Annotated in this window: 26 protein-coding genes and 1 tRNA gene; 15 read left to right on the forward strand and 12 right to left on the reverse strand. The window is 70.3% G+C overall.

Going from position 1 to position 23,745, the window contains the following annotated elements; all coding sequences use genetic code 11:
- Nucleotides 1–70 precede the first annotated feature (70 nt).
- The 13 genes from ACFULQ_RS23860 to ACFULQ_RS23920 all read left to right on the forward strand — a co-directional run bounded on the left by ACFULQ_RS23860 (nt 71) and on the right by ACFULQ_RS23920 (nt 10,372).
- Nucleotides 71–364 carry a DUF6284 family protein gene (locus tag ACFULQ_RS23860; RefSeq protein ID WP_383546974.1) on the forward strand — a complete coding sequence of 98 codons (294 nt, stop codon included), beginning with the start codon at nt 71–73 and terminating at the stop codon, nt 362–364.
- Complete coding sequence (locus tag ACFULQ_RS23865) at nt 361–1,230, forward strand: protein spdB (RefSeq protein WP_383546976.1); 870 nt, start codon at nt 361–363, stop codon at nt 1,228–1,230. Before ACFULQ_RS23860 ends, ACFULQ_RS23865 begins: the two co-directional genes overlap by 4 nt.
- A gap of 49 nt (nt 1,231–1,279) precedes the next feature.
- Nucleotides 1,280–1,597 (forward strand): hypothetical protein, encoded by a 318-nt coding sequence (locus tag ACFULQ_RS23870; protein WP_383546977.1) that lies wholly within the window; start codon nt 1,280–1,282, stop codon nt 1,595–1,597.
- 59 nt (nt 1,598–1,656) lie between these two features.
- On the forward strand, nt 1,657–1,899 hold the full coding sequence (locus tag ACFULQ_RS23875) for a hypothetical protein (RefSeq protein WP_383546978.1): 243 nt from the start codon (nt 1,657–1,659) through the stop codon (nt 1,897–1,899).
- A 102-nt stretch (nt 1,900–2,001) separates the two neighbouring features.
- The gene (locus tag ACFULQ_RS23880) at nt 2,002–4,122 is read left to right on the forward strand and encodes an FtsK/SpoIIIE domain-containing protein (RefSeq protein WP_383546980.1); all 2,121 of its coding nucleotides are present in this window, start codon (nt 2,002–2,004) and stop codon (nt 4,120–4,122) included.
- Between the two features lie 207 nt (nt 4,123–4,329).
- Nucleotides 4,330–4,797, forward strand: coding sequence for a hypothetical protein (locus tag ACFULQ_RS23885; RefSeq protein ID WP_383546981.1), 468 nt, complete (start codon nt 4,330–4,332; stop codon nt 4,795–4,797).
- A 12-nt stretch (nt 4,798–4,809) separates the two neighbouring features.
- A complete protein-coding gene (locus ACFULQ_RS23890) occupies nt 4,810–5,130 on the forward strand; it encodes a MazG-like family protein (protein WP_383546982.1) in 321 nt (106 codons plus the stop codon).
- Between the two features lie 88 nt (nt 5,131–5,218).
- Nucleotides 5,219–5,968: a DNA methylase gene (locus ACFULQ_RS23895; RefSeq protein ID WP_383546983.1), complete on the forward strand. Its 750-nt coding sequence runs from the start codon at nt 5,219–5,221 to the stop codon at nt 5,966–5,968.
- Complete coding sequence (locus ACFULQ_RS23900) at nt 5,965–6,858, forward strand: bifunctional DNA primase/polymerase (RefSeq protein WP_383546985.1); 894 nt, start codon at nt 5,965–5,967, stop codon at nt 6,856–6,858. The genes ACFULQ_RS23895 and ACFULQ_RS23900 overlap by 4 nt, the downstream gene beginning before the upstream one ends.
- Complete coding sequence (locus ACFULQ_RS23905) at nt 6,855–7,214, forward strand: hypothetical protein (RefSeq protein WP_383546987.1); 360 nt, start codon at nt 6,855–6,857, stop codon at nt 7,212–7,214. The genes ACFULQ_RS23900 and ACFULQ_RS23905 overlap by 4 nt, the downstream gene beginning before the upstream one ends.
- Nucleotides 7,211–8,668, forward strand: a complete 1,458-nt coding sequence (locus ACFULQ_RS23910; RefSeq protein ID WP_383546988.1) for a phage/plasmid primase, P4 family — start codon at nt 7,211–7,213, stop codon at nt 8,666–8,668. Before ACFULQ_RS23905 ends, ACFULQ_RS23910 begins: the two co-directional genes overlap by 4 nt.
- A gap of 74 nt (nt 8,669–8,742) precedes the next feature.
- Nucleotides 8,743–8,931 (forward strand): helix-turn-helix transcriptional regulator, encoded by a 189-nt coding sequence (locus ACFULQ_RS23915; protein WP_383546990.1) that lies wholly within the window; start codon nt 8,743–8,745, stop codon nt 8,929–8,931.
- A 61-nt stretch (nt 8,932–8,992) separates the two neighbouring features.
- The gene (locus ACFULQ_RS23920) at nt 8,993–10,372 is read left to right on the forward strand and encodes a tyrosine-type recombinase/integrase (protein WP_383546992.1); all 1,380 of its coding nucleotides are present in this window, start codon (nt 8,993–8,995) and stop codon (nt 10,370–10,372) included.
- A 176-nt stretch (nt 10,373–10,548) separates the two neighbouring features.
- On the opposite strand, the gene ACFULQ_RS23925 is transcribed toward ACFULQ_RS23920, so the two are convergent.
- A tRNA-Tyr gene (locus tag ACFULQ_RS23925) sits at nt 10,549–10,630 on the reverse strand.
- A gap of 235 nt (nt 10,631–10,865) precedes the next feature.
- On the opposite strand from ACFULQ_RS23925, the gene ACFULQ_RS23930 reads away from it, so the two are divergent.
- Nucleotides 10,866–11,354, forward strand: coding sequence for a YajQ family cyclic di-GMP-binding protein (locus tag ACFULQ_RS23930; protein ID WP_007384029.1), 489 nt, complete (start codon nt 10,866–10,868; stop codon nt 11,352–11,354).
- Nucleotides 11,355–11,460: 106 nt separating this feature from the next.
- Here the strand turns inward: ACFULQ_RS23930 and ACFULQ_RS23935 are convergent, their stop codons facing one another.
- A complete protein-coding gene (locus tag ACFULQ_RS23935; RefSeq protein ID WP_123762486.1) occupies nt 11,461–11,727 on the reverse strand; it encodes a GlsB/YeaQ/YmgE family stress response membrane protein in 267 nt (88 codons plus the stop codon).
- A 239-nt stretch (nt 11,728–11,966) separates the two neighbouring features.
- Between ACFULQ_RS23935 and ACFULQ_RS23940 the strand changes: the two genes are divergently transcribed.
- Nucleotides 11,967–13,208 carry an APC family permease gene (locus ACFULQ_RS23940; protein WP_383546995.1) on the forward strand — a complete coding sequence of 414 codons (1,242 nt, stop codon included), beginning with the start codon at nt 11,967–11,969 and terminating at the stop codon, nt 13,206–13,208.
- Nucleotides 13,209–13,326: 118 nt separating this feature from the next.
- On the opposite strand, the gene ACFULQ_RS23945 is transcribed toward ACFULQ_RS23940, so the two are convergent.
- The 10 genes from ACFULQ_RS23945 to ACFULQ_RS23990 all read right to left on the reverse strand — a co-directional run bounded on the left by ACFULQ_RS23945 (nt 13,327) and on the right by ACFULQ_RS23990 (nt 23,745).
- A complete protein-coding gene (locus ACFULQ_RS23945; RefSeq protein ID WP_383546997.1) occupies nt 13,327–13,896 on the reverse strand; it encodes an SMI1/KNR4 family protein in 570 nt (189 codons plus the stop codon).
- Nucleotides 13,897–14,053: 157 nt separating this feature from the next.
- A complete protein-coding gene (locus ACFULQ_RS23950) occupies nt 14,054–15,214 on the reverse strand; it encodes a barstar family protein (protein WP_383546998.1) in 1,161 nt (386 codons plus the stop codon).
- Nucleotides 15,215–15,230: 16 nt separating this feature from the next.
- Nucleotides 15,231–15,623 (reverse strand): YccF domain-containing protein, encoded by a 393-nt coding sequence (locus ACFULQ_RS23955; protein WP_383547000.1) that lies wholly within the window; start codon nt 15,621–15,623, stop codon nt 15,231–15,233.
- Nucleotides 15,620–16,483, reverse strand: a complete 864-nt coding sequence (htpX, locus tag ACFULQ_RS23960; protein ID WP_383547002.1) for a zinc metalloprotease HtpX — start codon at nt 16,481–16,483, stop codon at nt 15,620–15,622. Before htpX ends, ACFULQ_RS23955 begins: the two co-directional genes overlap by 4 nt.
- 240 nt (nt 16,484–16,723) lie before the next feature.
- Nucleotides 16,724–18,226: an NADH-quinone oxidoreductase subunit N gene (locus tag ACFULQ_RS23965; protein WP_383547065.1), complete on the reverse strand. Its 1,503-nt coding sequence runs from the start codon at nt 18,224–18,226 to the stop codon at nt 16,724–16,726.
- Between the two features lie 56 nt (nt 18,227–18,282).
- Nucleotides 18,283–19,857, reverse strand: coding sequence for an NADH-quinone oxidoreductase subunit M (locus tag ACFULQ_RS23970; protein WP_383547004.1), 1,575 nt, complete (start codon nt 19,855–19,857; stop codon nt 18,283–18,285).
- Nucleotides 19,858–19,863: 6 nt separating this feature from the next.
- Nucleotides 19,864–21,858 (reverse strand): NADH-quinone oxidoreductase subunit L, encoded by a 1,995-nt coding sequence (locus ACFULQ_RS23975; RefSeq protein WP_383547005.1) that lies wholly within the window; start codon nt 21,856–21,858, stop codon nt 19,864–19,866.
- Nucleotides 21,855–22,262: an NADH-quinone oxidoreductase subunit NuoK gene (gene nuoK, locus ACFULQ_RS23980; protein WP_383547006.1), complete on the reverse strand. Its 408-nt coding sequence runs from the start codon at nt 22,260–22,262 to the stop codon at nt 21,855–21,857. The genes ACFULQ_RS23975 and nuoK overlap by 4 nt, the downstream gene beginning before the upstream one ends.
- Complete coding sequence (locus ACFULQ_RS23985; protein ID WP_383547008.1) at nt 22,262–23,038, reverse strand: NADH-quinone oxidoreductase subunit J; 777 nt, start codon at nt 23,036–23,038, stop codon at nt 22,262–22,264. The genes nuoK and ACFULQ_RS23985 overlap by 1 nt, the downstream gene beginning before the upstream one ends.
- Nucleotides 23,035–23,745 (reverse strand): 4Fe-4S binding protein, encoded by a 711-nt coding sequence (locus tag ACFULQ_RS23990; RefSeq protein ID WP_383547010.1) that lies wholly within the window; start codon nt 23,743–23,745, stop codon nt 23,035–23,037. Before ACFULQ_RS23990 ends, ACFULQ_RS23985 begins: the two co-directional genes overlap by 4 nt.

Raw genomic sequence — 23,745 nt, forward strand, 5'->3', positions numbered from 1 at the left:
TGAGCCCCCGGAGGTGCAACTCCGGGGGCTCTGTTCGGGCCGTTCCACCTGCAAGGGAGTACACGACCCAATGGAACACATCGTCACTGTTCAGGGCACTGTTACGGCGTCCGATGACTGGACACCATTCGCCGACTTCGCCGACTCCTTCATGAAGCCGACGGATGCGGAGCTGGACGCGATCGAGACCGAGATGCCGCTGATCCTGGCGGAGGTCGACCTGCTCGACGCGCACATCATCACCCTCGACCGCACCCCGAACGAGCTGGACACCCGGCGCGTCCGCCGGGCCCGCAACCGGGTGCTGATCGAGCGGCGCACGCTCGCCAACCGCGTCTCCGGCGCGAAGGGCGGTGTGGCATGAGCGCCCGTACCGGCAAGACCGTGCTTCCGGCCGTCGCGATGACGGCCGTGAGCATGGTGCTCACTCTGGCCGTGGTCGTGATGTGGCTCGGCACGTCGGTGCCGTGGCCCGTCGCCCTGGTCGTCGGACTCGGCATCGACGGCGGTTGGCTGGCCACCCTGGCCTACGAACGGCGCCTGGCCGCGCAGGGCGACCACAACCGCGTGGTGACCGCCGTGGGCTGGTCGTTCGGGCTCATCGCGTCCGGGGTCCTGGTCACGCACGCCCTGACCGCCGAAACGTCGGCCGGCGCGTGGCTGGCGGTAGCGTGGCTGCCGATCGCCGCGAAAGCCCTGTGGCTCGTGCACGGGCTGTGGGAGCGCACCGCGCTCACCCCGCTCGCGCTGGACGCGATCCGGGGCATTCAGCAGGAGGCCCGCGACGAAGCGGCCGTGGCTCGCGCTCGACTCCGGGCCGATGCCACGACCGAGGAGACCCGGCTGACTGCCGTGACGGCTGCCGGGGCGCGCGTCGCCCGCGTCCAGGCACGCACCGCCAAAACCCTTGCCGGGGCGTGGTCGACGCTGGAGAGCGCACGGCAGGGCGAGGACACAGGCAGGGCGCTGACCAGCGTGACGAGCCGCGTCACACCCGACGTCACACCCCGCTGGGAACTCCCGGTGTGGGGGCCGGTCGAGCCGGTTGCCGCGCTGGAGTCGGGGCCCGCGCTCACCGACGCGGCCCTTGACGCGCTGGTCGACGAGATCCGCCACAGCCGCACTCCGGCCCTGTCCTACCGCGAGATGGCGACCCGCTTCCGTCAGTCGGGTCACTCCGCCTCCGAGGTGCGCCTGCGGGCCGCGTGGAAGCGCGTGGTGGCCGCCTGATGCCCGGCACGCCCCCCAACACCCCCAACCTCTCTGGGAGTTGCTGACCATGGGTAAGCCCGACACTCGTCGCCTGGACAAGGAGATCCGGCTGACGAACCGGAAGCTGGAAGCCGTCCGCAACGGTGAGTTGTGGCCGCTGACCAGCCAGGAACGCCGCCAGGTGCTGCGTGGCCTGGTCGGCGGCTCCTACCGCGTCATGCGCGGCAGGAGCACCGACCGCGCCGAACAGCAGATGGACTCCGTGTCCACCGCCGCTGAGACGCGGCTGATCGCTGAGGTGACCGCGTTGCAGATGGAGCGGGCCCGGATCGTGACGGAGGCCGCCAAGGAGAAGGCGGCCAAGAAGTCGTCCGGGTGGTGGTGACCGTGGACGGCCGCTGCCCCGCCGCTCACCCGGAAGACCCCACGTGCTGCGTCGGTCCGGTGTCCGTGACCGTGCTGGACGCGGCCGGCGCGGGGGCCGACGGGTGTGAGCACCACGGCGCCCGGATGCTGGCCTCCCTCGACGGCGCCCGCGTTCACGCGCTGCCTGACGCCCCGCCCGGCGCCGCCATCCGTACCTTCAAGGCCGCTGACGGTCTCCGCCCGTTCTGCTGGGTTGACGGCCCGCGCACCGAGCCCTCGCAGCTCAGCCGTGCCGAGAACCGCGCCCGCCAGGGCCGCTGATCTGCCGCCGGGGTGGCCGTCGCTGCCACGGATGTGGCCACCCCGGCACCTCTTCTTTCTTCAACTCCCGCCCTGATCAGGGCAGTCAGGAGCACGTTGAGCATGTCCGAGAACGTCGTCAGTCTCCACAAGAGCCCCGACCCCGCACCGTCCGCCGACACGGCCGGCGTAACCACGCTGACTGTCGTCCCCGACCCCGCCCCGGCCAAGCCCGTGCCGCTGTGGGTGCGTTCCGGCCGTGCCGTGCGCACCGTGGTCACGCACGAGACCACCAAGACGACCGTGCGCACGGTGGCCCGCCACGGCCTCTACACCGTCAACGGGGGCCGGATCGTGGCCCGCCGCACGTGGGACGGCAAGACCGGCGCCCGCTACGAACGCATGCTCCGTGCGGCGGAGGCCGCCGGGAACTACGAGGTGGCGGAGGAGTGGGAGGAGCGGCTTCAGCGCTTCCGCGAGGCCCGCCACCGCCGCCGCATGGACCTGCTCCACTCCCCCCTCGACGTCGCCAAGGGCGTCGGGGTCGGCGTCGGAATGAGCATCGGGGTGCTGGTCGCGCTCGGGGTCGTGATGGCCATCAACAACCACGACATCACCGACGTCATCACCCCGCTCAAGGCCACGATCGAGTTCATCGGCACCCTGATCCGGATCGTCCAGGTCGTCTGGCCGTACGCGATGATCCTCGGGCCGCTGTTCGCCCTGCTGGCCCTGTGGGCGGTCGGCAGCAAGCAACAGGCCGCACCCGCGTGGGCCCTGCCCGCCAACGTGCGCAACGGCGAGGGTGAGCCGATCACCCCGTCCATCGTCGTCAAGGCTCTGCGTGACCTGGGGGTTCCCGCGCTGCGCAAGGCGATCACGGAGATGGGTGACGCCGGCGCGTCGATGCTGGGTCCGATCCGGATCGCCGGATGCGGTGTCGAGGTCGACGTCACCCTTCCCTCGGGGGTGTCGACGAACGAGGTTCAGCAGCGTCGCCGCAAGCTGGCGGAGAACCTGACCCGGCACGAGCACGAGGTGTTCATCACCATCCCTCAGGCCGCCCGCACGGTCAGGTTGTGGGTCGCCGACTCCGGCGCCCTGGACGAGCCGATCGGCCCGTCCCCGCTGGTCACGGACGAGACGATGACCGCCGACTACGCCAAGGGAAAGGCCCCGTGGGGCCAGGACCTGCGGGGCGACGCGGCGGCCCTGTCGCTGTATCAGCGCCACCTGCTCATCACCGGCCTGTCCAACCAGGGCAAGACGGTCGCCCTGCGCTCCCTCGCCCTGTGGCTCGCGCTGGACAAGTCGGTGCGCTTCCTGATGGGCGACCTCAAGGGCGTCGGCGACTGGGCCATGTTCGACGGCCTCGCCGACACGCTCATCCAGGGCCCGACCGACGACCACGTCATCCAGGTCACGGAGATGGTCGAAAGCGCCGTGGATGAGATGAACCGCCGCATCCAGGCCCCGCCCGGAACGCAGTTCCCGCCGCTGATCGTGCTGGTCGACGAAGCGCAGGTGGCGTTCATGTGCCCGGCCAAGGACGACGACAAGCGCCCCTACGGCGGCTCCAAGGCCAACTCCCGCTACTTCATGGCCGTCCGCAAAATCCACAACCAGGGGCGTGCCGTGAACGTCCTGATGTGGCAGGGCACCCAGGACCCCACCAACGAGAACCTGCCCAAGCTCGTACGCGAGGGCGCCCACACCCGTGCCTCCCTCGCACTGGGCACCGAGTCTCAGGCCCGCATGGCACTCGGGGACAAGGCCGTCGACGGCGGCGCCGCCCCCAACCTGCTGCGTCCCGGCCTGGACCGGGGAACCCTGGTCGTCGCCTCCGACGGCATCACCATCCCCGCGGGGCAGTCTTCGATCACGGTGCGCACGCACTACATCGACGACGACGGCGCCAAGGCCCTCACCACCCGCGCCAAGGCCCTGCGGGACGGCGTGACCACCCTGCACGCCATCGAGCGCGGCGAAGAGCGCGACCCGCTCGCCGACATCGCCGCCGCGCTCGGGAACGCCTCCCGAGTGCGCACCCAGGAGGTCATCACCCGGCTCGCCCGCCTGAACGCGGACGCCTACCAGGGATGGACGTTCCTCGACCTCAAGCGCGTCCTGGACGGCACCGGAGCCGAACCGTACAAGTCCGACGGCGTCATGGTCGTCGCCCGCGAGCGCGTCGAACGCGCCCTCGCAGGCCGCGACACGGACGGTTCCGCTTCCACCTCCTGACACCAGGGAGGCAGACCCGCGCGGGCCAGGGAGGCAGGGAGAACTCCCTGAACCCCTCCCTGACCCGCCTCCCTGGCCCTGACCTGCACTGATGATCGTTCAGGGAGGCAGGGAGGCACCGCAGGCCAGACCCCGAAAACCCCCTCCACAGCACCCCCGCAAGGGGGTGTCTCCACCTCCCTGGCCACCCGCCGGAAGGGATTCCGCATGCACCCCGAACACCCCGGCAACACCGCCGCTGAACGGGCCGTGACCGCCTACCAGCCGACCCCGCTCCCGCCCGCCGTCGTCGTCCAGCAGGCACCGATGGTGCCCGTCCAGCCGGGCGCGGTCCCGTCGGTCGCGAGCATCGTCCTCCCGGACGGCCGCGTGGTCACGGGCTACGCCGTCAACCCCGCACAGCCCGAACCCCTCGCCGCTAAGCCGCCCGTCTCCCGCGCGGCCGTCAACGCCGCGTTGGGCGGGGTCGGGTTCCTCGCGGTGTGCGGCGGCCTCCTGCTGCTCACCACCTTCATCGCCGCCCTGACCGCGCTGATCACTCAGCTCATCACGCTCGCCGCTGTCTGCTTCGGCGGGTTCGTCGCGGTGCAGATCTTCAAGCCGCACGGCCACCAGGGCGGGACCACGGTCAACATCCGCAAAGCGATCTTCAAGCGCAACCACTTCAACGGCTGACCAAGGAGACCCATGAGCGCCATCCTGCTCCCCGTCGCGGCCCGCATCGCCGCCGCCCTCGACACCGCCAATGGCGTAGGCGAACACGAGATCGCCATGCGCCTGATGAAGGTCACCGAAGAGGCCGGGGAGGCATCCACCGCCTACATCGGCATGACCGGCCAGAACCCCCGCAAGGGCATCACCCACACCACCGCCGACGTCGCCGACGAACTGTGCGACGTCATCATCGCGGCCACCGTCGCCCTGCACGCCTTCACCGACACCCCCGGCCCCGACCTCACCGCCAAGCTCGACACCGTCGCCCGCCGCCTGACCGCCACGCACCTCTAGCTACGCCAAGGGCGACCCCTCCGTCTCGCCAAAGTCGCGGGGTCGCCCTTGCCAACCAGGACCCAACCAGGAACTGGAGACATCCAGGATGACGCAACCCACCGACATCCGGCGAGTGCACACCGCACTCGCCCCGACCGAGCCTTTCCGCGTGCTGGACGGCTGCTGCTGCATCGGCGGAGCCACCGAGGGATACCGGCGCGCGTTCGGGCCCAACGTCCACATCACCGGCGTGGACATCGAGCCCCAACCCGACTACCGGGGCGACGCCTTCCACCAGGGCGACGTCGTCGACTTCATCCGCGAGCACGGCCACACCTTCCACTTCATCCACGTCTCCCCGCCCTGCCAGGGCGAGGGCGCCCCCACCAAGGGCACCAACGCCGCGCGCAACGCGGCGATCGGCCGCACCTACCCCCGCCTCATCCGACCAGTCCGTACCGCGCTGGAGGCGACCGGCCGGCCGTACGTGATGGAGAACGTGGCCGGCTCCGAGGTCCGCAAAGACCTGCGCCTGTGCGGCGAACAGTTCGGCCTCGCCGTGCTCATGCACCGCTACTTCGAACTCGGAGGCTGGACCGCGCCACAGCCCGCCCACCCCCGCCACCGCGGGAGGGTGCGCGGCTGGCGACACGGCCAGTACTTCGACGGCCCCTACGTCGCCGCGTACGGCAACGGCGGCGGCAAGGCCACCGTGGACGAGATCCGCGCCGCCAAGGGCATCGACTGGTCCACCGACCATCTTCGCCTCCGTGAGGCCCTCCCGCCCGCCTACACCCAGTGGATCGGCCGCGCCTTCCTTGCCTCGCTCGCCCCGGCGTCGGGGGTGGCGGCATGAGCCAACACCTGATGCACGCCGCACTGGACGCTGCCGCACAAGGCTGGCCCGTCATCCCGCTCCGCCCCGGCAGCAAGGTCCCCGCCCTGCACGGCGAACGCCGCTGCCCCCGAACCGGCGACTGCACCCACGGACACCGCACCTTCGAGCAACGCGCCACCACCGACCCCGACCGCATCGAACGCTGCTGGGCTTCGGGCCCGTTCAACGTCGGCATCGCCACCGGACCCGCCGGACTGCTGGTCGTCGACCTCGACACCCCCAAGCCCACAGACGAAAACGGCACGCCTGACGGCGCGGCCAACTTCCAGGCGCTCTGCGAGCGCGCCGGGCAGGCCGCACCCCTCACCCGGCGCATCCGGACCCCCAGCGGGGGAGAGCACCTGTACCTCGCCGCCCCCGACGGCGCCCGCTTCACCAACACCACGGGCACGCTCACCCCCAAGGTCGACACACGGGCGTGGGGCGGCCAGGTCGTCGCCCCCGGCAGCATCACGCCCCACGGCCCGTACACGGTCCTGGACGACCAGCCCGTTGCAAACCTGCCCGAATGGCTCCATAGGGCTCTGACGGCCCCACAGAGGCCCGTCACGGCCCCGGTCCTGCCGATCCTCGCCCGCGACACCGACCGGTACGCCGCCGCCGTCCTGCGACGCGAGGTACACGCCGTGGCGACCACACCCGAGGGCGGACGCCAGGCCGAACTCCTGCGCGCGGTACGGGCCGTGGGCCGGTTCGTCGCCTGGGGAGACCTCGACCGCGCCACCGTCGAAGCGGCTTTTACCTGCGGGGGCGAGTCGGCCGGACTGCCGCCGGGCGAGTGCCGCGCCACCATCCGCAAAGCCCTGGACTACTCCATCCGCACCGCCTGGCCCCGGAGGACGGCATGACCACCCCCGGACGCCGCCCCGCAGGTAAAAGCCTCACCCCCGCACCGGACGGCCCGCATGCCGCCGACCAGGCCGAGCCCCGTCCGGCCGTGAGCGAGCCGACAGGCGCCGCCCGCAAGGGCGTCCGCACTGCTCTTCGCCCTGACCCGCAGACCGGAGACGGCCGGTACCCCGTCGCCTGGCTGCGCATCAGCGCCCCGCGCGGCGCCACCCCCACCGCCACGTCCACGTGCCTGTGCGGCCGCGACCGCAGCGCCGTCGGCAAGCGCCAGGTACTCGCCCTGATCACCGACCACGAAGACCACCGCGCGAACTGCCCGTTCCGTGCCTCACCGGAAGGGAGGACCGCAGCATGATGGACACCCGCCCCGACAACAGCCCGAGCGAGGAACTCCCGCCGCCGTCCAACCCCCTGGCCGTCGCCCGCCGTCTCCTGCCGGACTGGCAGAGCGAGGACGGGCAGTTGGTGTGCCGGCGCTGGCGCGCATCCTGGATGCGCTGGACGGGAACGTGCTGGCGGGAGATGGACGAAGCGCAGGTGCGCGCGGCCATGTACACCCGCCTCGAACACGCCGTCTACCTCGCCCCGGTCAAGGACGGGGAGTTCGAGGAACGCGACTGGGCCCCGACGAAACAGAAGATCAGCAACCTTCTCGACGCCTTGGGCGCCATCACTCTGCTGCCGACCGAGACCGACGCTCCCGCCTGGATCGAGGGCGGGGACGCGGCGGACGGCGGGCCGATGGTGGCGTGTGAGAACGGCCTGCTCAGAATTCGGGACCGCGCACTGCTGCCGCACGGGCCCGGATTCTTCAACCTGGTCTCCGTCCCCTTCGCCTACGACCCCGCCGCGAGGGCACCGACGTGGGAACGCTTCCTGGCGCAGATCTGGCCGAACGACCCCGACGCCATCGCCGCTCTCCAGGAGTGGTTCGGCTACGTGCTGTCCGGCCGGACCGACCAGCAGAAAATCCTGCTCATCGTCGGCCCGTCCCGCTCCGGCAAAGGCACCATCGCCCGCGTACTGAAAGAGCTGGTCGGCAAGGAGAACCTGGCCGGACCCACGCTCGCCGGACTCGGCACGAACTTCGGGCTGTCCACGCTGATCGGCAAGCCGCTCGCGGTCATCTCCGACGCGCGTCTGTCCGGCAACGACAACAGCCAGGTCGTCGAGCGGCTGCTGACGATCTCTGGTGAGGACACCATCGACATCGACCGCAAGTACCGCGCGGTGTGGACCGGCAAGCTCCCCACCAGGCTGGTGATCCTGTCCAACGAGCTGCCGCACTTCGGCGACTCTTCCGGCGTGATCGCACGCCGGTTCGTGCTGCTCAACATGCGGGTGTCGTGGCTGGGCAAGGAAGATCCCACCCTGTTCGACCGACTCACGGCGGAGATGCCCGGCATCCTCAACTGGGCACTGGAAGGGCTTGCCCGTCTCCAGCGCACGGGCCGGATCACCGAACCGGCGTCCAGCCGCGAGGCGGTCACCACCATGCAGGACACCGCCTCGCCCACGTCCGCGTTCATCCGTGAGCGCTGCACCACCGGGCCCACCTGCTCAGTGCCAGTGGACGCGCTGTGGACGGTCTGGCGCGAGTGGGCCGAGGACAACGGCGTCCGCCCCGGCACGAAGCAGGTGTTCGGCCGCAACCTGCTCTCCGTGATCCCCCAGCTCAGCCGCTCCCGGCCCCGCGACGCGTACGGCCGACAGGTGATCACCTACACCGGGATCACGCTGAACATGTCCGAACCACATTTGCCTGAGTCGCGACTCATCGCGTCTCAAGGCCCCTCTGAGAGCCGCTGAGTGCCGATGAGTCGCGACTCAGAGGAATGTATTTCCAACTCCCCCCGCCCGCTCCGCCTTCGCTGAGGAGTGCCATGGCTCGCCCCAAGATGCTCAAGCTCCCCGAAGTCCTCGAAGAGATCGAGATGAGCCGCGCCGCCTTTTACCGCATGCGCGCCCGAGGCAAGGCCCCGAAGCTCATCAAGCTGCCGAACGGGCAGATCCGTTGCCGCCGCACCGACCTCGACGCCTGGTGGTCGTCCATCGAAGAAGCCGCCGCCTGACCACTCCCCGCACACCCGAGACACGAGGGGCCCGCTTCCGGCGGGCCCCTCTGGAGTTCAAATGGCACTGACCTACGACGTTCGCCTCTACTCCATCGAGGTCCGCAAGGATCGCCCGAAGCCCTACCGCCTGCGTTGGCTGGTCGGGGAACGCAAGCACTCCAAGAGCTACACGCTCAAGGTGCAGGCAGAGGGCCGCCGTTCGGAACTCATGTCCGCCGTGCGACGCGGCGACCAGTTCGACGAAGAGACGGGCCTGCCCGTATCGGAACTACGCGCCAAACAGGGCTCCATCACCTGGTACGAGCACAGCCGCACGTACGTCGACCGCAAGTGGCCACTGGCGCCGGCGAAGTCGCGTAAGAACTACGCCGATGCGCTGGCAACCATCACACCCGCGCTCGTGAAGACGAAGACGGGAATGCCCGATACCGCGCTCATGCGGCGCGCGCTTTACGGGTGGGCGTACAACCGAAACCGTTGGGACGAGACCCCGCCGGACGATGTGGCCCGTGCCCTCGCCTGGATCGCCAAGCACTCCATGCCGGTCTCCGCCATGGAAGACCCGGCGACCGTACGTCTGGCCCTGGACGCGTTGTCCCTACGGCTCGACGGGAAAGAAGCATCGCCGCGCACTGCGAAGCGCAAGCGGGCCTGCCTGAGCGACGTTCTCGGACTCGCCGTGGAAGAGCAGTACTTCACCATGCCGGTCAACCCGATCACGGCCGTGAAGTGGACCGCCCCGAAGTCGGTGGAAGCGGTGGACCCCGAGAGCGTCGCCAACCCTCGCCAGGTCCGCGCCCTGCTGGCGGGGGTGCGTGAGCAGGGCCCGCGGGGGCGACACCTGGAAGCGTTCTTCGGGTGCCTGTACTACGCGGCCATGCGCCCCGCTGAGGTCGCCGGACTGCGGGTGAACCAGTGCCACCTTCCGGAGACGGGATGGGGGATGCTCACTCTGCGGCAAGGGGTGGTCCGCGCCGGACGGAGTTGGACCAACGACGGATCGGCACACGAGATGCGCCACCTCAAGGCCCGCGCCAAGAAGGACTCCCGTCCGGTACCGATCCCGCCGCATTTCGTCCGTATGCTGCGGCAGCACATCGCCACTCATGGCACGGCGCCCGATGGACGGCTCTTCCGGACGAACCGCGATGGCCTGCTACAGGAGACCGGCTATGGGGAGGTGTGGGCCAAGGCCCGGAAGGACGTGCTGACCGAGGCGGAAACATCCTCGCTGCTAGCCCGCCGCCCCTACGACCTCCGGCACGCCGGCGTCTCGTTCTGGCTCAGTTCCGGGGTGGACGCGATGGAGTGCGCCCGCCGCGCCGGACACAGCATCGCGGTGCTGCACAAGGTGTACGCCAAGGTGCTTGACCAGACCCGAGAGCGTGCGAACAGCAGGATCGATGCCGCACTTCGGGAGTGGAACGAGCCCGAGTGACCATGCTCACCCCCGGGGGACACCTGGGGGACACGCACTGATCGACAGTGGGATATGGGCGGTACGAGGTGAGACACATCCATGCCCCCGTCCACTGCAAGTCGAACAGAGATGATCAATGAAAGACCCCCTCTGATCAGGTCATATCCCTGATCAGAGGGGGTCTTTTCTCAGCGTGGCGGCGCCAGGATTCGAACCTGGGAAGGCTGAGCCGGCAGATTTACAGTCTGCTCCCTTTGGCCGCTCGGGCACACCGCCGGGGTTGCTGCCCTTCGAACCGTCTTTCGGCGGTGCTCCGTGGCAACGACGTAAACAATACCCGATGCCCAGGGGTGCTTCGCCACTCGATTGATCTGCGCCCACAGGGCTTGGGGTGACTAGGCTTGGGCGGATGCGGCCCGGGTCCACGCCGGGCTCGGCGCCCGCCCCCACGTACGCCGATACGCATGCGTACGCACGCCGACACGCACCCCGATACAAGGAGCCACAGGACATGGCCGACTCCAGTTTCGACATCGTCTCGAAGGTCGAGCGGCAGGAGGTCGACAACGCCCTCAACCAGGCCGCCAAGGAGATCTCCCAGCGCTACGACTTCAAGGGCGTGGGTGCCTCGATCTCGTGGTCCGGTGACAAGATCCTGATGGAGGCGAACTCCGAGGACCGGGTCAATGCCGTCCTCGACGTCTTCCAGTCCAAGCTGATCAAGCGCGGGATCTCGCTGAAGGCGCTCGACGCGGGCGAGCCGCAGCTCTCCGGCAAGGAGTACAAGATCTTCGCGTCGATCGAGGAGGGCATCTCCCAGGACAACGCGAAGAAGGTCGCGAAGATCATCCGTGACGAGGGCCCGAAGGGCGTGAAGGCCCAGGTGCAGGGCGACGAACTGCGGGTCAGCTCGAAGAGCCGTGACGACCTTCAGTCCGTCATCGCCCTGCTGAAGGGCAAGGACTTCGACTTCGCGATCCAGTTCGTGAACTACCGGTGAGCCGCTGATCGACGGCTTCACGGCTGCACGGCTGCACGGCTTCACGAGGAAGGGTGGGCACGGGGCGGGTGCCCACCCTTCTCGCCTGCTGGCTGCGGTTCGGGGGTCAGTCGCGCGAGTTGCCGAACAGGAGGCGGTAGGCGATCAGGAGGACGAGCGAGCCGCCGATCGCGGCGGCCCAGGTGGCGCCGTCGTAGAAGTCCTTGGAGATCGGGTGGTCCAGCCAACGGGCCGATATCCAGCCGCCGATGAACGCCCCCGCGACACCGATGAGGGTCGTCCCGACGATGCCGCCCGGGTCACGGCCCGGCAGCAGGAACTTGGCGATGGCTCCGGCCAACAGCCCGAGGATGATCCAGCCGATGATGCTCATGCCCTGAACCTGCCCTTCCGCGCTGTGCCCGCACTGTCCGGCCGCTGTGATCTACGTCCCGGCGAACCGTGCGGCTCCTCGTGTGCATGGGTCGTCCGTCGTGCTCGTACGGCCTGGCGGCCTACCCGGACCTGGGCGGCCCGTGTGCGGTGTTCGTCGAGCGGGTGTTCGCGTCTCGTTGCCGAAGAGGACGTCAGGGCCGCACTCCGCGGTTGCACCCGATCAGTAGGGTGCGCCTCATGACGCATTCCGGTGCCGAGCTGCGGCGCACGCTGGGGGTGGCCGACGCCGTCGTCATCGGGCTCGGTTCGATGATCGGTGCCGGGATCTTCGCCGCCCTGGCGCCGGCCGCACGCGCGGCCGGGTCCGGACTGCTGCTCGGACTCGCGGTCGCCGCCGTGGTCGCCTACTGCAACGCCACGTCCTCGGCCCGGCTGGCCGCCCTCTACCCGGCCTCCGGCGGCACGTACGTGTACGGGCGTGAGCGGCTCGGTCCGTTCTGGGGTTATCTCGCTGGCTGGTCGTTCGTGGTCGGGAAGACGGCCTCCTGTGTGGCGATGGCTTTGACGGTCGGGGCGTACGTATGGCCGGAGCAGGCCCATGCCGTGGCCGTCGCGGCGGTGGTGGTGCTGACCGCGGTGAACTACGGCGGCATCCAGAAGTCCGCCTGGCTGACCCGGGCGATCGTGGCAGTGGTCCTCGCTGTCCTCGCTTCCGTGGTGGTCGTGTGTCTGGGGTCGGGCGCGTCCGACGCCGGGCGGCTGGACGTGGGCGCCTCCGGTGGCGCGGGTGGGGTGCTACAGGCGGCCGGTCTGCTGTTCTTCGCCTTCGCGGGGTACGCGCGCATCGCGACCCTCGGTGAGGAGGTACGGGATCCCGCGCGCACCATCCCCCGCGCGATCCCCCTGGCCCTGGGCATCACGCTGGTCGTGTACGCGGCGGTGGCGGTGGCTGTCCTTTCCGTGCTGGGTGCCGGTGCTCTGGGGCGGGCGGACGCTCCGCTGGCCGAGGCCGTGCGGGCGGCCGGGGTGCCTGGGCTCGTGTCGGTGGTGCGGGTCGGCGCCGCCGTGGCCGCGCTCGGCTCGCTGCTCGCCCTGATCCTGGGCGTCTCACGGACGACCCTGGCCATGGCCCGGGACGGACATCTGCCGGGCCTGCTGTCCGCCGTCCATCCCCGTTTCCAGGTACCGCACCGGGCCGAGGCTGCCGTGGGCGCGGTGGTCGCGGTCCTCGCCGCCACGGTGGACGTGCGGGGCGCGATCGGGTTCTCCTCCTTCGGTGTGCTGGCGTACTACGCGGTGGCCAATGCGTCCGCCTGGACGTTGCGTTCGGCACCGGCGGCCCGGGCGGTGCCGGTGGTGGGTCTGATCGGGTGCGGGGTGCTGGCGTTCGCGCTGCCGGCGGTTTCGGTGGTCGTGGGGGCGGGAGTGCTGGGGGTCGGGGCGGTGGCGTACGGCGTGCGGAAGCTGGGGACGCGGTAGGTGGAGCGACGCGCGGAGCACGTCAGTGCGCCGGGGAGGTAGGCCGCGGTGATCCTCGCGGCCTGCGTCTGACGCCGCGTGGGACGCGCACGGGCCGTCCCCTGCGGGATCCGGTGCGTCAGGACGCCTGGGCCGACCGAGCCGTACGTATGCGGAACTCCGCCCAAGGTGCCATCTCCAGCTCCTCGTTCATCTCCTCGTACCAGCCCGTGCCCTCGACCCACGCTTGCAGCCAGTCGGCGAGCGTGACGCTGTCCACGAACCAGGAGTGGTCGCAGTCACCGCCGTTCGGCTCGAACAGCAGGACGGTGGCTCCCGGGCTGTGGCAGTCCACGCACGCGTACATCGCACAGCCCCAGTGGGATATCGGCAGGACTCCTTCGGGCCAGGGCCAGTCGGGGTCCTTGCGGCCGCTCTTGCGGTTGGCGAGGTACTGCACGACGGCTGCGGGCTCGCCGGCCGGAGGGCCCTCGAGCAGGGGCAACAGGCCGTACTCCGGGCCGAATCCGCCGTCGCCTATGTGCAGGTAGAGATCTGCGAGCAGCTGGGGCAGGCGGAAGCCCAGCGCGGCCTCGGCGCGGGTGAGGGTGGCCGCGTCCACCGGGTCGGGGAGGGAAGCCCAGCCCCACGGCCGGGTGTTGCGGGCCTTGTCCGCCACCCGTGCCAGCAACTGCTCGCTCTCGGTCATGCATTCATGATGCAGGGCGGCACTGACAGCCGGGCAGGCCTGTGGACAACCTTCGCTCTGTGGACAACTGCCGTCTGTGGATAACCACCAGCCTGGAAAAAAACCGAGTCGGCCTCAGCTCAGCCACGGCCATGCCTCAGCTCGCCCCCGGCCCGGCTCAGGCGAGGCGGACGTCGACCCGATCGCGCTCGGAGAGGAAGGCGAGGAGCTCCTCGAAGGCCGGCGGGCGGTGGACGGCGTGCGGGGTGACGCCCAGACAGCGGCGGGCGACTGCGGAGTCGTGCCAGACCAGGCGGAAGGGCGGCGCGGCGCCCCAGCGACCGTGCAGGCAGTCGTTCAGTGCGTCCAGACCCCACCCGAAGTAGCCGCCGGGGCCGTTGACCGCCTCGCCCAAGGCGCAGAAGAAGCCGGGCAGGTCGGTGATGTGACGGCCGTCGAGATGGTAGGTCGTGCCCGGCGGCCGGTCCGGGCGGCCGTGCTCATGGTTGTCGAGAGCCGTTCCGAGCCAGAACCGGCGCCCGTCGGTACCGCACCGCCCCCAGCGGTTGTGCTCCACAGGGCGCCCCGCTCCCCACAGCTCCCACACCTCCCGGGCCGCGAGCGGTGGCCGCTCCGACCACAGGTCGAGGGTGAGATCGACGAGGCCGTGGCCTCGTGCGGACGGGATCCAGGCCCGCAGTTCGCCTTCGGCGGCATTCTGCACCGGGTGCCCGGACGCATCGACGCGCAGGAGTTTCGCGTGGCCGAGGTCCTCCTCCCCCGCGTCCAGCGCGGCCCTCAGGGCGCCTTGTGGTGAGCAGCCGAGCAACCGCACCGGCGGTTCCATCGGGTCGTCCTGAGGCTCTCGGACGCGGGCCAGGTCGCGGCACGTGCCGTTCGGTCCGCCTTCCGGGTCCAGCAGCCGGTAGCCCGGGGACAGCGGTGGGCACCTGGGGTAGTCGTACGGATTGTCGTCGTGTTCGGTGCCCTCGATCGTGACGTCCCGACGGGTCAGGTCACGGGCGCAGGGGCGGTCGCCGAGAACGCGGACATCCTCCAGGTACCACTCGTCGACCGCCGCCCCGCTCTTGTCGAGAATCTCCAGAGTCAGTTCACCGAGGGGCGCCGAGCCCGTGGCACGCGCGCGCGTGAGTGCTTCCCGAAGGGCGCCCCCAGGAGCGCATCCGAGGAGTTCGTACGTCTCCCGGGCCGGAGGGGGCGGGTCGGCGAAGAGGTCAGCGGCGTCCTCGCACAGGGCCCAGGTCTCCTCGTAGCCGTCCTCGCCCTCGAACTCGGCCTCGCGGTCGTACGACAACAGGACGTACTTCGGCGCCCCCACTCCCCCGGCCTGCCCGTCAGCGGGTCGCGAACGGCTCGTCCGTGGGGACGATCTCGCGGCCCAGGGGGAACAGGGACACGGGGATCAGCTTGAAGTTGGCGATGCCGAACGGGATGCCGATGATCGTCAGGCAGAGGACCAGGCCGGTGGCGATGTGGCCCAGGGCCAGCCACCATCCGGCGAGGACCAGCCACAGGACGTTGCCGATGCAGGACGGTGAACCCGCATCACGGCGCTCGACCGTGGTGTACCCGAAGGGCCAGAGGGCGTAGACGCCGATACGGAAGGCCGCTATGCCGAACGGGATGCCGATGATGGTGATACACAGCACCACGCCCGCGGCCAGGTAGGCGAGGAACAGCCAGAAGCCGCTCAGGACGAGCCAAATGACATTCAGGATGGTTTTCACTGGGGGCCACCTGCCATCTTCTCGAGCCGGGCGATGCGTTCCGCCATCGGCGGGTGTGTCGAGAACATCTTGGACAGTCCCTGGCCAGGGCGGAAAGGATTCGCGATCATCATGTGGCTCGCGGTCTCGATGCGCGGCTCCGGGGGCAACGGCAGCTGCTTGGTGCCCATTTCGAGTTTGCGCAGGGCGCTGGCGAGCGCGAGGGGGTCGCCGGTGAGCTGGGCGCCCGACGCGTCCGCCTCGTACTCCCTGGAGCGGCTGATGGCCAACTGGATCAGGCTGGCCGCCAGCGGCCCGAGGATCATGATCAACAGCATGCCGAGGAGGCCCGGGCCGTCGTCGTCGTCGGAGCGGCCGATCGGGATCAGCCAGGCGAAGTTGACCAGGAACATGATCACGGAGGCGAGCGCGCCGGCGACCGACGAGATCAGGATGTCGCGGTTGTAGACGTGGCTGAGCTCATGGCCGATGACACCGCGCAGTTCGCGCTCGTCCAGGATGCGCAGGATGCCGTCGGTGCAGCACACGGCGGCGTTGCGCGGGTTGCGGCCGGTCGCGAAGGCGTTGGGTGCCTCGGTCGGTGAGATGTACAGGCGCGGCATGGGCTGGCGGGCCTGCGTGGAGAGCTCGCGGACCATGCGGTACAGGGCCGGCGCCTCGAACTCGCTCACCGGGCGGGCGCGCATCGCGCGTAGAGCCAGCTTGTCGCTGTTCCAGTACGCGTACGCGTTGGTGCCCAGCGCGATCAGGACGGCCACGATCAGCCCCATGCGGCCGAAGAAGCTGCCGATGACGATGATGAGTGCGGACAGTCCCCCGAGGAGGACTGCGGTCCTGAGCCCGTTGTGCCGGCGGTGCACGGTACGCCCTCCAAGTGGTGCAGCAGGGGAACCCTTTGCTTGCTGGTCTCCGATGTCTTCCGAGCCACCGGTCCGTGATGTCACGCCCAGTGGACCCTCCCGTTCTGCTCAACGCCAGACGAAGGCCACGAGTTCCCTGGTGGACATGGAGGCCCAGGTGGGCCGTCCGGGTGACGGTTCAGGAGGCCGGGCCGGGTTCGGGTCCGGGAGGGAGGAGGGCTCGCTTCCGAGGGACCGGTCTCAGAAGAGGCCGGTGTCGGTGAAGCGCAGCACCAACTGGGGTGCGCCGGAGAGGGCAAGGCCGAGAACACCGGTCAGGGCGAGCGCCGCCGTCAGGGGGGCGGGGACGCGGTGGGCGGCGGGTTCGCCCTCGGGGGCCCTGAACAGCAGGGTCGTCCACTGGAGGTAGTAGAACAGCGCGATCACGACGTTGACGGCCATGACCACGGCGAGCCAGCCCAGTCCCGCGTCGACGGCCGCCGAGAAGACGGTGACCTTGGCGAACAGGCCGATGATGCCCGGCGGCAGCCCAGCCAGGCAGAGCAGGAAGAAGGCCAGGAGGAGAGCGGCGAGCGGGTTGGTGGCGTAGAGGCCGCGGTAATCCGAGATGCGGTTCGCGGTCCTTGTACGGCCCACCAGCGCGGCCACCGCGAAGGCGCCGAGGTTCACGGCGGCGTACATGAGGGCGTAGGCGACGGTGGAGCCCACGGACCGTTCGGCGTCGTCGGAGTACGCGGCCGCGGCGATCGGCACGAGGAGGTAGCCGGCCTGGCCGACCGAGGACCAGGCGAGCAGGCGTACGGCGCTGTACGCGCGCGTGGCCTGCTGTCGGAGGGCCCCGAGGTTGCCGACGGTCATGGTGAGGGCGGCCAGCGCGGCGAGCGCCGGGCCCCAGACGTCGGCGTACGAGGGCAGAGCGACGACGGTGATGAGGATCAGGCCGGAGAAGCCGACCGCCTTGCCGACGACCGACAGGTACGCGGCGATCGGGAGGGGCGCGCCCACATAGGTGTCGGGAACCCAGAAGTGGAAGGGCACCGCGGCCGTTTTGAAGGCGAAGCCGACGAGGGTGAGGACGACGCCGGTCTGGGCGAGGGTGTGGAGCTGTCCGTCGACGTGCTGGATGCGGTCGGCGACCTGCGTGAGGTACAGGGTGCCGGTGGAGGCGTACACGAAGCTGATGCCCATGAGGCTGACCGCGGTCGCGGTGACCGAGGACAGGAAGAACTTCAGGGCCGCTTCCGAGGACTTCCGGTCGCCGTGCCGGATACCGACGAGCGCGAAGGCGGGCAGGGAGGCGACCTCCAGGGCGACGATCAGGGTCGCCAGGTCGCGTGAGGCGGGCAGGAGGGCGGCGCCGGCCGCGGAGGAGAGCAGCAGGAACCAGTACTCCCCTTCAGGGAGCCGCTTGTCGGCGTCCTTGAGGGTGGTGACCGACAGGAGGGCCGCCAGAAGGGCGCCGCCCAGGACGAGGAACTGGATGACGAGGGTGAAGCGGTCCACCGTATAGCTGCACACGCGTGTGTCGCCGGTCAGGCAGAAGGTGCTGCGGTCGCCGTCCAGGAGGGGCAGCAACAGGAGCGCGGAGGCGGCGAGGCCCGCGACCGACAGCCAGCCGAGCAGGGCCTTCTTCTGGTCGCCGACAAACAGGTCGGCGACCAGGACGACGAGTCCGACGACCGCCGCGATGGTGGGTGGCGCGATGGCGAGCCAGTCGACGGACTGGACGAGGTTCGCGGCCATCGCGGCCGGTGGCTCGGCCGAAGAAGCCAAGGGCTGGGCCACGGCGGCCAGGGTGCTCATCGGTTGCCTCCTGCGAGGAGCTGCTGCACGGCCGGGTCGGTCAGGCCCAGGAGGGCCTTCGGCCACAGGCCCGCTACGACGGTGAGGGCGACGAGCGGCGTCCAGGCGGCGAACTCGTACGTGTGGACGTCGGCGAGGCGCGGGGCGTCCTGGGGGACGGCACCCATGCAGACGCGGCGGACCACGACGAGCATGTACGCGGCCGTCAGGAGAGTGCCGAACGCGCCGATCGCCATGAAGGTGAGGAAGGCGGGGCGGCTCAGGTCGTCGGCGGGCTCGAAGGCGCCGAACAGGGCCAGCATCTCGCCCCAGAATCCGGCGAGACCCGGCAGCCCGAGCGAGGCGACCGCTCCGAAGGCCAGCAGGCCGCCGAGGCGGGGGGCCTTGCCGTACAGGGCGGCACCGGTCTCCTCGGCGAGGGTGTCCAGGTCGGTGGTGCCCGTACGGTCCTTCAGCGCCCCGACCAGGAAGAACAGGAGGCCTGTGATGAGGCCGTGGGCGATGTTGGCGAACAGGGCGCCGTTGACGCCGGTCGGGGTCATGGTGGCGATGCCGAGGAGGACGAAGCCCATGTGGCCGACGGAGGAGTAGGCGATGAGGCGCTTGAGGTCGCCCTTCGCGCCCCGCTTGGCGAGGGCGAGGCAGGCCAGGGATCCGTAGATGATCCCGACGACGGCGAAGGCAGCGAGGTAGGGCGCGAAGTCGCGGAAGCCGTCGGGTGCGATCGGCAGCAGAATACGGACGAACCCGTACGTACCCATTTTCAGCAGGACGCCGGCCAGCAGCACCGAGCCGACGGTCGGGGCGGCGGTGTGGGCGTCGGGCAGCCAGCTGTGCAACGGCCACATCGGGGTCTTGACCGCGAGCCCGATCCCGATCGCCAGAACGGCGATGACCTGCACGGATGTGGTCAGTGACCGGCCGTTGTCAGTGGCGAGTGCCACCATGTCGAACGTGCCCGCCTTGATCCCGATCAGGAGCAGGCCGAGCAGCATGACGACCGAGCCGAGCAGCGTGTAGAGGATGAAACGCCAGGCGGCGGCCTGACGGTCCTCGCCGCCCCAGCGGGCGATGAGGAAGTACATCGGGATGAGCACCATCTCGAACGCGAGGAAGAACAGCAGCAGATCGAGGACGGCGAAGGTCGCGAGGGTGCCGGACTCGAGGACGAGCAGCAGCGCGACGAAGGCCTTCGGGGTCGGTCCCGAAGGCATCTTGAAGTAGGAGTAGAGCGCGCAGAGGAAGGTCAGCAGCGCGGTCAGGACCAGAAGGGGGAGGGAGATGCCGTCGATGCCGAGGTGGATGCGCACGTCGAGTGCGGGGATCCAGCTGATGTCGGTCGTGGCCTGCATCTTCGACGGATGGTCGTGGTCGAAGCCGAGCGCGAGGACGATCGCGGCGATGAGGATCACGCCGGTGACGGTCACCCCGTGGCGCAGTACGGCCTGGTCGGGCGACTTCCCCTTCAGTCCGGGCGGGGCGGGCAGCAGGGCCGTGACGGCGCCGAGGAGCGGTCCGGCCACGATCAATGCCAGAAGGAACTGCATCACGGACTCGTTGATATCGATCACGCCTGCTCACGCTCCCGTGGCGACGAGGACGACGGCGACCGCGAGGACGACGGTGCCGGCGAGCAGCGCGCTCACATAGGTCTGGAGATTGCCGGTCTGGGCTCGCCGTACGGCGATGCCGAGCCAGCGGGGCAGCGCGCCCGCGCCGCGTACGTAGGTCTCGACGACCTCCCGGTCCAGGAACCGCACAAGATCGGCTCCGGCCTGGACCGGGCGGACGAACACAGCCGTGTACAGGGCGTCGAGGTGGAAGCCGACGGCCGCGTGGCGGTGCAGAGGCCCGAGCAGCAGCCGTCCGGGGTCGGCGGGGTCGGGCGCGTAGGCCACGTCTCCGTAGGCGGGCTCGTGGGTGGCGATGGCCTCGGCCTCGACCAGTCCGGCGTCGCCCTCGGGGTGGGCGGCGACCGCGCCCAGGGGGACGCGGGCCGCGACCGCGCTGGTGTGGCGCCAGGCGGCGTAGGTGACCAGGCCACCGATCAGGGCCACGCCCGTGCCGAGCACGGAGGTGGTGAGGGTCGGGGTGAGGTCGCGTCCGTCGAACCAGTCGGGCAGCACGCGGTAGGCGAACGCGCCGAGGGCGAGGGAGGGGGCCGCGAGGACCCACAGCACCACTGTCATCGTCAGCGGCTGGCGGCCGTGGTCGGGGGCCTCGGTGCCGCGCCCGTTGAAGGCCAGCAGCCACAGGCGGGTCGCGTACGCGGCGGTGAGCAAGGCCGTCAGGAGCCCGGCGACCAGGGTGATCCAGCCGGCGGCACCGGGGGCGTGCTCGGTGTGGCCGGTGGCCACGTGTTCGGCGGCGCCAAGGACGGACTCCTTGGAGAAGAAGCCGCTGAAGGGCGGGATCGCGGCGAGCGCGAGGAGCGCCACGGTCATCGTCCAGAAGGCGTCGGGGATACGGGCGCGCAGGTCCTTCATGCGGGACATGGCGGCCAGTGAGTTGGTGCCGGCGGCGTGGATGATCACGCCGGCCGCGAGGAACAGCAGCGCCTTGAAGGCGCCGTGGGACAGGAGGTGGAAGACGGCGGCGCCGCGGTCGCCGACGGCCAGGGCGCCGGTCATGTAGCCGAGCTGACCGATCGTCGAGTAGGCGAGGACGCGCTTGATGTCGTCCTGGGCGAGCGCGGCGAGACCGGAGCCGAGCATCGTGACGGCGGCCATGGCGGCGAGGACCACCATCGCGGCCTGGGAGGCCTCGAAGACCGGGAGGAGACGGGCGATGAAGTAGACACCGGCGGCGACCATCGTCGCGGCGTGGATCAGCGCGGAGACGGGGGTGGGGCCGGCCATGGCGTCGGGGAGCCAGGTGTGCAGCGGGAACTGCGCCGACTTGCCCGCCACGCCCGCGAGGAGGAGCAGGGCGATCAGGGTCGGGTGGTCGAGTCCGCCGTGCGCGACGGCGTCGAGGACCTTGGTGATCCTGAAGGATCCCGCGTCGGTGGCCAGCGCGAACAGGCCGATCAGGAAGGGGACGTCACCGAGTTTGGTCACCAGGAAGGCCTTCAGGGAGGCGGCGCGGGCCTCCGGGGTCTCCCAATAGTGGCCGACCAGGAAGTACGAGCAGATGCCCATGATCTCCCAGCCGACCAGCAGCACGATCAGGTCGCCGGAGTAGACGACGAGCAGCATCGCGGAGGTGAACAGGGAGACGAGAGCGGCGTACGAGGGGTAGCGCGGGTCGTCACGCAGATAGCCCGTCGAGTAGATCTGCACGCAGATGGCGACGAAGGCGACCAGAACGGCTACGAGGGCGGCGAAGCCGTCGATGTAGAGGGCGAGTTCGATCGGCACCGAGCCGGTCGGGGTGAGTTCGGTGGCCGCGTTCACCGTCTGGTCGCCGCCCTGGCGCACGGCGACCACGGCGGCGAGCGCGAGGGCGGCGAGCGTCGGGACGACGGCGAGGGGGCGGACGAAGCCGGGGGCGGTGCGGCCCAGGAGCAGGCCGGCCGCGGCACCCAGGAAGGGGAGGAGGGGGACGAGGACGGCGAGGGTGGTCGTGGTCACGCGGTGGCCTCAGCCTTCCCGGTCCGCCCGGTCTCCGCGGTCTGTTCGGCGGGGTGGGCGTCGTCGTCGGAATCGTCGGGGCCGTGGCCCTCGGCGGTGTCGCGGAGTTTGTCGATGTCGGCGGTGCCGCGGTTGCGGTGGACGGCGAGGACGATCGCGAGGCCGATACCGATCTCGGCCGCGGCGATGGCGATGGTGAACAGGGTCAGGGCCTGGCCGGAGTGCAGGGTCTCCTCGGCGGCCTTGCTGAGCCAGACGTCGAAGGCGACCAGGTTCAGGTTGACGGCGTTGAGCATCAGCTCGACCGACATCAGGACGAGGATGGCGTTGCGGCGGGCGAGGACTCCGTAGAGGCCGGTGCAGAAGAGGAGGGCGGAGAGCACGGCGGGATAGGCGAGGTGCATCAGCGGGCGCCTTCCTGCTCGGCCGGGTCGGTTTGACCGGCCGGCTCGCTTCCCCGGGCCGTGGGCTCGGCTCCCCCGGCCGACCGGGTTGCCTCGACTGACCCATTTCGCCCTATCGGGTGAATACGGGAATTCGGCGCGGATGGGGAACTACCGGTCGCGGCTTGGGAGTTCACAGGGGGAGAGCTCGACTCCGCCTTCGCCTTGCGGGACAGGACGATCGCGCCGACCAGGGCCGCGAGGAGCAGGACGGAGAGGGCCTCGAAGGGGAGGACCCAGTTCTGGAAGAGGCTGGCGCCGGTGGCCTCGGTGGAGCCGGCGGCGGGGCCGTCCAGGTCGATCCAGGTGGTGCGGAAGGCGTCCACGACCACCCAGACCAGAGCCGCGGCCGCGGCGACGGCCACCGCGAGGGCGGCCCAGCGGTTGCCGGAGTCGGCGTCCGGGGAGCGGCCGATGGGGGCCCTGGTGAGCATCAGACCGAACAGAAGGAGGACGACGACGGAGCCGACATAGATGAGGACCTGCACCCAGGCGATGAACTCGGCGGTGAGCAGGAGGTATTCGACGGCGAGACCGCCGAGCGCCACCACCAGCCACAGGGCGGCGTGCACCAGCTGCTTGGTGGTGACGGTGACGAGGGCGGCGCCGAAGGTGACGAGACCGACGAGCAGGAAGGCGACCTCGACACCGGTCGGGGAGAGAAAGCCGTGGGAGTCGGCGGCGACCGTGGTGAGCGTGGGGTGCGCCGCCGTCGCGGTGGCTGCGTCGAGGGTCACGGGGCGTCTCCCTCGGGGGCGGTCGGCCCGGTGGGCGGCTCGGTCGGCTGGGGGCCCGGCTCGGTGGGGTCGGGCTTGGGTCCGGCTGGGGGCGTCGGCTCGGGGTTCGGTGCGGCCGGGCTGGCGTCCGTCGCGGCAGCAGAGGGCTCGGCGTTGGATCCGGTCGGGGCCGCCGGCTTGGGCTGGGTTGCCGTCAGTTTTTCGGCGGTCTTGCGGGCGGTGGCGATCTCCTTCGGTTCCTCCGCACCAGGGTCGAGTGCGGGCGGCGCCGGGACGGTCCACATCCACTCGCGGAGCTTGTCCCGCTCGTGGGTGAGGTCGCGGATGTCGGTCTCGGCGTACTCGAACTCCGGGGACCAGAACAGGGCGTCGAAAGGACACACCTCGATGCAGATACCGCAGTACATGCAGAGGGAGAAGTCGATGGCGAAGCGGTCGAGGACGTTGCGGCTGCGCTCGCGGCCGCCCGGGGTCGCGGCGGGGACCGTCTCCTTGTGGGAGTCGATGTAGATGCACCAGTCGGGGCACTCACGGGCGCAGAGCATGCAGACCGTGCAGTTCTCCTCGAACAGGCCGATCACTCCGCGGGTGCGGGGCGGGAGATCGGGCTGGACGTCGGGGTACTGCTCGGTGACGGTCTTCTTCGTCATCGTGCGCAGGGTGACGGCCAGGCCCTTGGCGAGGCCGCTGCCGGGGATCGGGGCCAT

This window comes from Streptomyces sp. NPDC057253, assembly GCF_042669125.1.
Taxonomy (GTDB): Bacteria; Actinomycetota; Actinomycetes; order Streptomycetales; family Streptomycetaceae; genus Streptomyces.